Consider the following 11,107-nt stretch of genomic DNA (forward strand, 5'->3'; position numbering starts at 1 on the left):
GGGGGGCTCTGGAGGATTGTCAGGTCAGTTTGAAGTATTGCTGCCCGGCTGCAACGGCGGGTGAGCGCGGCCCAGCATAGGGAAATAATTGGAATAAAGCACTCCAGGAGCGCCGGGGTAGCCGCATGACGCGCGGAACCACCCCGGCGATGCTTGCCTTAGTCGTCGGCGCGGAAGATCACCGGCTTGATGTCGGTGAACTTGGCGATATCACCGAGCACTTCCAGCGCCTTCGGCGAGTTAAGGGCGGCATCGATGGCCGGCTGGTCTGCGAAGCGCAGGATCGCCAGCGCGGCCAGGGGCTGCGAGCCTGAGGCCGGGAAAAGCACTTCCGCCGATTGCAGGCCGAACTCGCCCCACGCGGCTTGTGCAAGGGGCAGGTGGGTGGTCACGTAGTAGTTGCGGTCGAAACGGGATTCGGCGGTCAAGGGGTAGCTGACGGTCAGGGTTGCCATGAAAAGTCCTTGTGCGGGTTGTTGGTAGTGTTGCTGTGGGATGTTCAGTCGCTTGCGCAACCGGCCACGGCCACCGCGCGGATCTCCAGGCGCAGCCCGGGCAGGGCCAGTTGCGAGATGCCCACTGCGGTCCAGGAGGGGTAACGATCGGGGAAGTACTGGTCCTTGACCTGCGCGAAGGCCTGCATATCACCCTGCAACTCGGTGTGGAAGGTCATCAACTCAACCACATCGGCCAGGGTGGCACCTGCCGCTTCAAGCACATTCTTCAAGCCTTGGAAGGCAAGATGCGCTTGCTCTTCGACATCCTTGCCCGGCGTCATGGTGGCGTCGATTCCGACCTGGCCAGACACCCAGATCATGTCGCCCACGCGGGTGGCCTGGGAGAAGTGGAAGTTGTCGTAGAACACCTGGGTGGGTGGCGGATTGATGGACTGTCGCTTCAGGTTCTGGGCATTCATTCGCGGCGCTCCTGTCAGACGAGTTGGCGGAAGGTCGGGTGGCGGAAGGCGTCGCCGGCGTTCAGGGTCGACAGCTGCTCGGTGAACAGGACGCCTTGTCTCGGGTAGCCCGAATCGCTGTTCTCCGGTAGCGGGTGGAAGGTGGCGTCGTCGCCGAAGAAGCGGAAAACGAAGGTATGACGATCCGGGAAGTCGGTGTCGACCGGCGCACCACCGTGAAGCGAGCCGGGGTGCAGCAGCACAACGTCTCCGGGCTCGGTGGCCCAGGACAGAATTTCGTAGGCGTCAGGGTTTAGTCGGCGCTCGGCTTCGACATCCGGAAGGCGGGGCAGGGTGCCGCCGCCATGCAGGGGCTGGGTCGGATCGTTGGGGTCTATGAACGTGGTGCCGTCGTAGCGTGGGCCGCGATGAGAGCCGCGAACGATCTCCAGTGCATTTTTCCGGGGAACGGACTCGAAGCTGATCCAGGCATTACCCCAGTGGTTGCCGGCCCAGGGCAGGTAGGAGGTGTCCTGGTGCCAGAGGGTCCGGGAGCCATGCCCTCCGGCTTTGAGGAACACCTCTTCGGCGAAGTACCAGACATTTTTCGAGCCCCAGAGATCAGCGAACAGCTGGCCGAACGGAAGGGAAGCCACAAGTTCTTCCAGTCGTTCCTTGGCAAGCGGGTTGGCATTGTCGACATGGGATTGCTGCTCGGTTCCATTGAACATCCGGGTCGCGTGAGGACCGTGGTTCTCCAAGGCCCAGTCAAACGCCGCCCGGCAACGGGTCAGTTGCTCCTGGTTCAGCAGGCCCTTGATCAGAACCGCCCCGTCTGCCTGAAACGCCGTGCGTAGCGCGTCGTTCATGGTGCTGTCTCCTCTGAGGTTTTCTCTCGGATGGAGGGGAGACTAGCAGCGTGAAATATTTAACGCAACGACTGTTATTTTAAAAATCGAGACCGAATCGATCGATCCCTTGAGTGGCTAGCTGGATGTTTAGTTAGCATTGGAATCTTGCCAGCTCTTGCGGGCGCGTAGAAACACGATAATGTCCGATTAGCCCAGACGAGAGGCAATGCTCTCTCGGTTCAGGCCCTGTAGCTCGTAGTACGGCTCGAGCTCTATGCGTACAGCGGTCAGTATCTGGCGGTAACTGAGCGCTTCCGTCTGGAGGCGCCGACGCAGGGTGCGAGAAGTGACGTGTAAGGCGTCGGCAGGGCTTTCTAAACTGGGCACGATCGCATGTTCCAACTTCGAAGCGGATGCGCTTAGCCACGTCTGCGGCCAAGCCGCTGAATTGGTGCAGACGGGCCATTCGCCGCTCCAGTTCACTGACGATCATCTCTGCCCGTACCGGATGGTGGCCACGCACTGGTACCTCGAGGATGCTCGCTTCGAATGCCAGGCGTGTTTGATGGCAGTTGCACATGCACACCAAACCATCCCACGTACTCCTCATGGTTCGGCGGACGTGGATAGTCGAACTAGGGGTCATGCCGGGATAAGGGGAAAATTCATTCATTTGGTCTGTACGTAATTGTTCTATAAGGTCTTTTTTTGGATAGGCCTTTTAGCTTTTGATTTTGTAATCGTCTGCCGGCGAACTTTGTAATCTACGCTTCGTAACTCAGTGAACGTCCGCTCGGCCGCAAACCAGTGCCAGGCCTGTACGATCCAGACCTTGAGTCGTGGCATTGGTCATGGTCTCCCTAGGGAGCACTTCATTCAGGTCGGGTTCTGCCGCTGCCGGGGTAGCACGCTCTGGCTGAAAGCGAACGACCATTGGAAGCTGCTGCCTATCCAGGGTTAGCCCTGCGCCGGGGAAGCTGCAGTTAGCTTGCCTGGTCACGCCGACGTTGCTTGTTTGCGTACATAAGCGCGTCCGCATTCGCGAGCAACTCATCAAGTGGCCTCAGCTCCTGGGGCTGGCAACTGGTCACACCTATGCTCAGCGACAACGGGTAGCGGCAGCGGCCACTCTGGTTCAACTCGTCAACCAGAGCCTGCACACGCGCACTGATGACCTCCGGCAGTTCCCCACCACCGATGGCCAGGACCACGAACTCATCGCCGCCGATGCGCGCGACGACATCAGTGTCGCGAAAACCGGCCTTCAGCACCTGAGCGGCGGCCGTAATCACCAAGTCACCAGCCTCATGGCCGAAGGTATCGTTGGTTCGCTTCAGACCGTCCAGGTCAATAAAGAACAGGAGGCTGGCAAGGTTGTTCCGACGCGCCGCTTTGAGTCCCTGCTCCGCCAGGAGGAAAAAGCTTCTGCGGTTGTGCAGTCCAGTCAACTCGTCCGTAAACGAAAGCCTTCGAATATCGTCTTCAGCCCGCTTGCGCTCCGCAATCTCGGTAACCAGGCTGGCGTTCACCGTCTCAAGTTCCTGGGTACGATCTGCCACACGGCGCTCAAGCACGGCGTTCAGCGCCTGGAGTTCCACTTGCGCCTGCTCCCGCGACAAATCGACTCGGTGGAGTCGGGTAGAAATTCGAATGATCACATGGGCCAGCCCCACGATGCTCAAGGTCGCCATCAAGGCAAGGGTGAAACGATTGTCGTAGAGCCCTTGGGCCTCACCGAACAACAACAGCACACCAATCGAAAACACCACGATCGGGATAGTGGCCAGCGTGCCACGGGCAACGGTTCCCCCTGCCGTATCGCTGACCAGGACATTGATGAAACCGGCCAACGGCTGTGCCGCCATGATCCCCAGACTAAGCAACATGAACGAGGTAACGGTGTGGATCGCCATCGAGGTATAGGCGCCCACCGTGCGCAGTGTCCCGACGTCGAACACGTAGCCGACCAGCGCGATCAGTGCCGTCAGCAACGTGATCACAGCGAACACCGGCGACACCCGCGACCTGAATCCCAGGAAAAACAAACTCACTCCGGAAGCGACTGCACACAGCGCTGCTGCCGGCGCCATACGCCCTGGATGGTTGGCGGAATTCGTGGTCGTGTCATCCGCCATCAGCAGTTGATCGATTCCCAGGTTCACCCCGAAGATGTACTCAATCAGGGTCAGCAGGCCAACTAACGTCACCAGAGCGGCGAGCAACTGCTTGAATATCAGGCGCGGCTGCCGTGGGGTGTTCGGCAGACCCGCCCCGAGGGCCAATCCAGCGGCGATCAAAATGCACGCGGTATTGACCATCATTGTCACCCAGCCGGGGACCACGCTCTTCAGGAAGCCAATCTCGAAGATCCAGCCGGAAAGAGCGGCGACCCCCACCAGAGCCACAGAACCGGCAGCAAACCAGGAAAATGCCCGAAGGAAACGCAATCGGGCGTGCAACGACGGACTCAGAGTCTTCTCCATCACAGGTACAGGACTTCTTACCTTCAATTGATTCGCCATTATGCAGCCAACGCGTCAGGTGTCATTGGCACCATCGACGTTCGCTAGCGGGACATGACCGAGCAATTTCAGCTGAGTGGTGGCTTCAATCAAACGCTCTTGCAGGCTCTGTGCTTGCTGTGCCTGGATCGAGGCAGCTTCGCGAAGCTGGGCCACGTCATTCTGCAAGCTGGAACAACGCTGCTCCAAGGCTTCATTCGAGCACTGTGCGCCGCTCAGCGCAGCCTGAGCCGCTTCCAGGACCTGGTTTTTTTGTGCCAACAGCTGCTGTTGCGCATGCTGGTCTTTCTGCAACTGCCGCGCCTCGGTGAGCAAGTGCGCGTTGTCGCGGTTGAGCTGGGTCAGCTCGTCCTGTTTGACCATCAGGGCCTGCTGCAACTGCCGCAGCTCCAGTTGCAGTTGTTGCACCTGGGCCTCGTGCCGACGCTGCTCCTGCTCGCGCTGTTCCTTGCTGGCCTGCCGGTAGTGCTCCAACGCATCGCGGGCATGCTGATGCTTCTCCTCCAGCGAGCGTACCTGCCCCTCGCGATCCTCCAGGCGCGCTTCCTGATCGCGGTTGGCTTGTAGCAGGCGGGCGTTCTCTACCGCGGCCTGCTGACGTTGCTGCTGCTCCTGCTCCAGTGTCTGCTGAGCGCCTTGTAGCTGCTCGATCAGACCGGCGCATTGCGTTTCGAGCTGCTGGCTGCGGCTCTCCGCTTGGCGGATGCGTTCCAGGTAGTCGCGCCGTTCGTGCGCCAGCTGCTCACGCTCCTGGGCCACGGCCGCCTGAGCTTCCTCCTGCAGCTGATCTGCCAGGTGGGCCACGAGGTTGGCCAGTTGACTGCTGAGGGGTACGGGCGCCGCCCCCCGGCCTTGCTCGGCTTCCTCCAGCTCTTTCAGGTAGCGGTGGATGGTGGTCTTCGAACCGGTATTGCCCAGCTCGACCCGAACGGCATCGATGCTGGGGTGCTCACCCCGCGCCAGGATCGCCTGCCGTGCCTTCTGAACCAGCGCCTTGTTGATGCCGCCACGGGCCATGAATTGCTCCTACGATTTCGTAGTGGTTTACATACCACGTATTTACATACTAATTATGCAGAAAATGAAACCAAGGTATTGGTGTATTTTCTGATAGAATAATGGAGGCTTATTCAAGCAGAGAGTCAAAAATGACCGCTTGGCGGTCGCGTTTCAGTACGCAACGGGCAAACTCGGGCGATGAAGGACGTCGGGCGTTATCTACAGGCCGGCACGCGGGAGAACACCCGGCGTAGCTACCAATCGGCCATCGAGCACTTCGAGGTGACCTGGGGCGGCTTCCTGCCGGCCACCAGCGACAGCATCGTGCGCTACCTGGTGGACTATGCCGATTCGTTGGCGCTGAGCACGCTCAAGCAACGTTTGGCCGCCTTGGCGCAGTGGCACATCACTCAGGGCTTTCCCGACCCGACCAAGACGCCGACCGTGCGGCAGGTGCTGAAGGGCATCCGTACCCTGCATCCGGCCCAGGCGAAGCAGGCCGCACCGCTGCAATTGCAACACTTGGAGCAGGCGATTCACTGGCTGGACCGCGAAGCCCTCCGCGCTCAACAGGCCGGCGACCTGGGCGGTTTGCTGCGGAGCCGACGGGATGCGGCGCTGCTGCTGATCGGTTTCTGGCGCGGCTTCCGCAGCGACGAGCTATGTCGCCTTCAGGTGGAGCATATCCAGGCCGAAGCCGGCGCCGGCATGACCCTGTTCCTGCCGCAAAGCAAGGGTGATCGGGACAATCTCGGCACCATCCACTACGCGCCGGCCTTGAAACGCCTCTGCCCAGTACAGGCCTACCTCGATTGGATCGGTGTGGCCGGCATTGCCCGCGGCGCGGTGTTCCGACGGCTGGACCGCTGGGGGCACCTGGCCGAAGATGGCCTCCACCCGGGCAGCCTGATCAGCCTGCTGCGGCAGATTCTGCGACGCGCGGGGATCCCCGCCGACCTGTACACCAGCCATTCCCTGCGCCGTGGTTTTGCCACCTGGGCCACGGCGAATGGCTGGGACCTCAAGGCCCTGATGACCTATGTGGGCTGGAAGGACATCAAATCAGCGATGCGCTACATCGACCCGGCCATTTCCTTTGGCGGCCTGGCGGCCAAGCCCGCCCTTGACCTGAATGCTGGCACTTTGACTCAACTGCCAGCTTCTCACTAACATCGACGCACGACAGGAGTGACGGTGCAATGAGTACGCAGACCAGCATCGAATGGACGGAAATGACCTGGAACCCGGTAGTAGGCTGCACCAAGGTGTCGCCGGGCTGCAAACACTGCTACGCGGAGAACATGGCGCACCGACTGCAGGCCATGGGCACGCCGGGCTATGAGAACGGCTTTCGGCTGAGCTTGCGCCCGGAGAAGCTGCAGGAGCCATTGCAGCGCAAGAAGCCGACCATCTACTTCGTCAACTCGATGTCCGACCTGTTCCATGAGCACGTGCCGGACGCGTACATTGACCAAGTGTTCGAGGTGATCCGTCAGGCCTCGCAACACACTTTTCAGATTCTCACCAAACGGGCCGAGCGCCTGGCCGACTATTTCAGCCAGCGCACGCCGCCCGCCAATGCTTGGCTCGGGGTGTCCGTCGAGGACCAGGAATACGGCGTACCGAGGATCGACTGCTTGCGCCGCGTCAATGCGACCATCCGCTTTCTCTCTGCCGAGCCTTTACTCGAAGACCTGGGTGAGTTGGACCTGACCGACATCCATTGGGTGATTGTCGGCGGCGAGTCCGGCGCCAAGGCCCGCCCCATGAAGCAGGAGTGGGTCGACAACATCCACCGGCAATGCGATGCCTTCGGCTCGGCCTTCTTCTTCAAGCAATGGGGCGGTTGGGGCGCCGATGGGGTGAAACGCTCGAAGAAAGCCAATGGCCGTTTGCTCAACGGCCAGATCTGGGACGAGATTCCATTGCTCAATCTCGCCTGATTTCAGAACAAGGATGACCCGATGGCCAAGGATGACGAGAAGTACCGCTGGGACTGGGTAACCCAAACCTTTCCCACGATCGATCCGCACAGCAAGATCAAACACCAGATCATCGATGAGTACATCCAGACGTACATCGATGTGCTGATGCGCAACCAGCTGATGCCAGAATTGGGCCTGTCGATTGTCGACGGCTTCAGTGGCGGCGGGATCTACCACGATGGGTTGGGCGGTCATCACTTTGGCTCGCCGGTGATCGCCCTCGAAGCGATTCAAGCGTCCGAAGTACGCAACAACATCGGTCGGCTCAAGCACCGCCCCATCCGTTCTCAGCATTACTTCATCGACGTGAAGCGGACGAACATCGACTGCCTGCACACCGTGCTCGCGGCGCGTGGCCATAGCGCACGCTTCGGCAACGATGTGCATCTGCATACCGCCGAGTTCACCCAAGCCCTGCCGGTGATCGCCAACAACCTCAGAAGCTTCGGCAAAGGGGAGCGCGTGCTGTTCCTCCTGGACCAGTACGGCTATGCCGACGTGCCGTTTCCCAAGGTCAAATGGATCTTCGAGCATTTCAGCAACGCCGAAGTGCTGCTGACCTTCAATGTCGACTTTCTGGTGGCGTACCTGGCGGATCGCCAGGCCAATCGCCAAGCCATCGCCAACATCGGTCTGGACCATCATATCCCGTGGGACATGCTCCGCTACCTGAAGGCCCATAACCCGCGGAACTGGCAATACCTGATCCAGCGTTATCTGTCGGAGGGAATCCTGCAGGAAAGCGGCGCGAAATACATGACGGTCTTCTTCATCCGCCCGCTAGGAAACAACCCGATGGCCTATTGGTTCATCCATCTGGCAAACAACTACCGCGCCAATGATGTGATGAAGGCCATTCACTGGAAGTACGGCAACAACTTCTCGCACCTGTTGTCACCGTCCTGCTTCTTTGGCTACGACGCCAATCGGGATGTGGGCGTGACCGGCCAGCCTGACCTGCTCTGTGCGGAAGAGCATCGGTTCGATGAGGTCACCGACAGCCGAATTCGAGGGGAACTGTCCGAACTGCTGCCCAAGCAAGTGTTTGAGGTCGAGCGGCGCCCATTCATGCAGCTGATGAGCGGACTGACCAACTACACCATGGCGGATGAGGCCCGCGTGAAGCAGGCCCTGAACGTCGCCGTCGCCAACGGCGATCTGCAGGCGGTCGACAAGGACGGTAAAAGCCGGCGCCGCAAAGGCACGAGCATCAAATCCACTGACATTTTGATTGCGTCGCCGCAGAAGACGTTCTTTTTCCTGCCCCCGTCCAAGCGTTGATGCCGTTGGACGTGCGGGTGGTCAGGCGCTAAGTGTATCCAGGCCTCAAAGGTAGGCAGGCAACGTACCAGGTGGCGCCGAGTGCCTTCAGGCCGAACGCCTAATGCTTGGCAATCACCTCGCTGGACAAGCCGTGCTTCTCCAGGATTCCCCGCAGGCACTGGAGCGCCTTGACCTGGATCTGCCGCACCCCCTCGCGGGTCAGGCCGAACTCCTGTCCCACCTCCTCAAGGGTGCGGCTCTCGTATCCGCGGAGGCCGAAGCGCCGCACCACCACGTCGCGCTGTTGGACGGTCAACGCGGACAGCCATTGGTCGATGCTGTGCGAGAGCTCATCGACCTGCAGCAATTCGCAAGGATCGGTCGGGCGCTCGTCGGTCAGCGTATCCAGCAAGGTACTGTGGGAACCCGACCCGAGGGCAACGTCCAGCGACGTCACCCGCTCATTGAGGCCGAGCATGCGCTTAACCTCATCGACCGGCTGTTCCAGCAGGTTGGCAATGTCGGCCGGGGAAGGCTCGTGGTCAAGCTTGTGGGTCAGCTCACGCGCTGCCCGCAGGTAAACGTTGAGCTCCTTGACCACATGGATAGGCAATCGAATGGTCCGGGTTTGGTTCATGATGGCCCGTTCGATCGCCTGGCGGATCCACCAGGTGGCATAGGTGGAGAAGCGGAAGCCCCTCTCCGGATCGAATTTCTCTACCGCGTGGATCAGGCCCAGGTTTCCTTCTTCGATCAGATCGAGCAGTGAAAGGCGGCTGTTGACGTAACGTCGCGCGATCGTCACCACCAGGCGGAGATTGCTTTCAATCATGCGGCTTCGCCCAGCAGCATCGCCGCGCTGCGCCAGGCGCGCGAAGTGCACTTCTTCTTGCGGGGTGAGCAGCGGGGCAAAGCCGATTTCGTTGAGGTACAACTGGGTAGTATCGAGCGCCCGGGCGTAGTCGACGTACTTGTGTTGCTTGGCTGGGTTTGAGCGACGGGATGTGGCGGTATACCGAGACGCGTCATCCCCCTCGCCCAAGCCAACGTCAGCGCGCAGTCGGAGCACTTCAGTGTCGAGATCAATCTCTGACACTTTTGCCTCGCGTGGCATTGCTGCTGCTCCTATCTCGATTCGCCCGGTTCGTCTCCGCTGAACCCCTCTCGTGCATTGTCGCCCGGACTGCGACTTACTACCCCGCCCGTGTCGATAATCTGCGGTAATGGCCCAAGACTTGAGTATCTCTATAGTTCAGGCTGCGCCAGATTCTCCAGTGCTCTCAATCCGTTTATTCAAACCGTCGTTTGAGGCAGGGCGCCCGATTTCAGAACGCCTTGGGCTGTGCGATTGTAGAGTTGGCGACATGGGCCGATAGCTGTGGTTCCTCGGCGGTCGCTAACCGTACGCGAAAGCACCTGCGGGTCTTAGTGGAGAATGCAGAGCTCATAGGGGCTGCCATTGAGCGGTTGACCGCAGCTTCAGCCGCGCAGAGACGGAGCGGCGAAAGCGGGAACAGCAAAACCCGCCAGTAGCCAGGTGTGCGGTTCGTTAGGCCCATTTAAATGCGGGTATGGGCCTCCCTGACTACCGCCCAGAGTGCGGCGGAGGGGGGCGTCCTGTCCGTCCCCTAGAGTGGGGAGTACCTTTGGAAATATCGGGGGCCATGACCAGGGCGAACGAGCGCCGCTGGGTGTTCGGATAAAACCCAAGTCCATGCAAAGGCGATTCAGTTCGGTTCCTAACCCAGGAAGGTTCCTCAGCGTGGTCGGGCGGACACGCCAGTAAATAACGTGCTGCAGGCCGCGGACATTAGTCCGATCCGTTAGCGCGAGGTCGTCGTTCAGCTTTTATCTGTGTGGCGTTCAGTATTTCAAATAACAGTTGTTCAACCACCTCATCCAAGGCCCCCGCGCCGAGCAGCGATTGCACAGTGATGCCGGTAATGCGCATCGCCTCTTTCGTTTTCGGTGCGAAAAGTAAGATGTCGATCCGATGGTGCGACATGTACTTACACTCAACCCGAAAACCCGGAAGGTGTGCGGAAACTTGCGCCTGGAGTTGCGCTTGGAGGCGGTCCTTCATCCTTCGACCTCAATGGCGCTTGCCCGCTGAAGGTATAGCTAGCTCGGGCTCATCTATTGAGAGTCATGGTCTGGAGGAAGGTTCCAGCAACCCGCCCGGACGCGAGGCTTCCGCTGTAGTGGGTGTCGCCGGGGTCTGGCCGCAGCTTTCATAACGCTTAACGCATTCTCTATTGCTTCTCCGTATCGCCTCAATCGTATCGAGTACGGAGTCGATATTGGCCATGTTCGCTGTGCGCAAGAGCAATCGAATGCGATATTCGGACTGGCTAATGTGATCCTCAATTGCGCGCTGGTGATCCTTTTCACGTGCATTGACGTCGGACTTCCGGAGCCCATTGACCTTGCCACTAACGGCAGCGTCAGTTGAAGTGTGTCGAGCGGCTGTCTTGGGGGCTGACCCGGAGAAATTGTCAGCTGGTAACACTCCTGAGTAAAGCATCAGCGCGGTCAGCATTACCCGGAGGGCCCTGGTGATGCACATGACTGAATTTCCTCGGGGCATCCATT

The 11,107-nt window shown here is 59.9% G+C and carries 10 protein-coding genes; 3 read left to right on the plus strand and 7 right to left on the minus strand.

Annotated features, from left to right (window positions below; all coding sequences use genetic code 11):
* Positions 1 to 158 precede the first annotated feature (158 nt).
* The 5 genes from E8E75_RS28220 to E8E75_RS28240 form a co-directional block, all read right to left on the minus strand.
* Positions 159 to 455: an EthD family reductase gene (locus tag E8E75_RS28220; RefSeq protein WP_280360015.1), complete on the minus strand. Its 297-nt coding sequence runs from the start codon at positions 453 to 455 to the stop codon at positions 159 to 161.
* A 44-nt stretch (positions 456 to 499) separates the two neighbouring features.
* On the minus strand, positions 500 to 916 hold the full coding sequence (locus tag E8E75_RS28225; RefSeq protein ID WP_179058723.1) for a RidA family protein: 417 nt from the start codon (positions 914 to 916) through the stop codon (positions 500 to 502).
* Positions 917 to 930: 14 nt separating this feature from the next.
* On the minus strand, positions 931 to 1,764 hold the full coding sequence (locus tag E8E75_RS28230) for a phytanoyl-CoA dioxygenase family protein (RefSeq protein ID WP_280360017.1): 834 nt from the start codon (positions 1,762 to 1,764) through the stop codon (positions 931 to 933).
* Between the two features lie 965 nt (positions 1,765 to 2,729).
* Complete coding sequence (locus E8E75_RS28235; RefSeq protein WP_280360019.1) at positions 2,730 to 4,229, minus strand: diguanylate cyclase; 1,500 nt, start codon at positions 4,227 to 4,229, stop codon at positions 2,730 to 2,732.
* Between the two features lie 54 nt (positions 4,230 to 4,283).
* Complete coding sequence (locus tag E8E75_RS28240; protein ID WP_280360021.1) at positions 4,284 to 5,285, minus strand: DNA-binding protein; 1,002 nt, start codon at positions 5,283 to 5,285, stop codon at positions 4,284 to 4,286.
* A gap of 180 nt (positions 5,286 to 5,465) precedes the next feature.
* Between E8E75_RS28240 and E8E75_RS28245 the strand changes: the two genes are divergently transcribed.
* The 3 genes from E8E75_RS28245 to E8E75_RS28255 are packed head-to-tail and all read left to right on the plus strand — an operon-like array spanning position 5,466 to position 8,533.
* On the plus strand, positions 5,466 to 6,437 hold the full coding sequence (locus E8E75_RS28245; RefSeq protein ID WP_280360023.1) for a site-specific integrase: 972 nt from the start codon (positions 5,466 to 5,468) through the stop codon (positions 6,435 to 6,437).
* A gap of 29 nt (positions 6,438 to 6,466) precedes the next feature.
* Positions 6,467 to 7,210 carry a phage Gp37/Gp68 family protein gene (locus tag E8E75_RS28250; RefSeq protein WP_280360025.1) on the plus strand — a complete coding sequence of 248 codons (744 nt, stop codon included), beginning with the start codon at positions 6,467 to 6,469 and terminating at the stop codon, positions 7,208 to 7,210.
* 21 nt (positions 7,211 to 7,231) lie between these two features.
* Positions 7,232 to 8,533, plus strand: a complete 1,302-nt coding sequence (locus E8E75_RS28255) for a three-Cys-motif partner protein TcmP (RefSeq protein WP_280360027.1) — start codon at positions 7,232 to 7,234, stop codon at positions 8,531 to 8,533.
* 100 nt (positions 8,534 to 8,633) lie between these two features.
* Here E8E75_RS28255 and rpoS read toward each other — a convergent pair whose 3' ends face one another.
* Positions 8,634 to 9,629 carry an RNA polymerase sigma factor RpoS gene (rpoS, locus tag E8E75_RS28260; protein WP_280360029.1) on the minus strand — a complete coding sequence of 332 codons (996 nt, stop codon included), beginning with the start codon at positions 9,627 to 9,629 and terminating at the stop codon, positions 8,634 to 8,636.
* 696 nt (positions 9,630 to 10,325) lie between these two features.
* Positions 10,326 to 10,598, minus strand: a complete 273-nt coding sequence (locus E8E75_RS28265; protein WP_280360031.1) for a hypothetical protein — start codon at positions 10,596 to 10,598, stop codon at positions 10,326 to 10,328.
* Positions 10,599 to 11,107: the final 509 nt, after the last annotated feature.

Source organism: Pseudomonas sp. BN606, assembly GCF_029873115.1.
Lineage (GTDB): Bacteria > Pseudomonadota > Gammaproteobacteria > Pseudomonadales > Pseudomonadaceae > Metapseudomonas.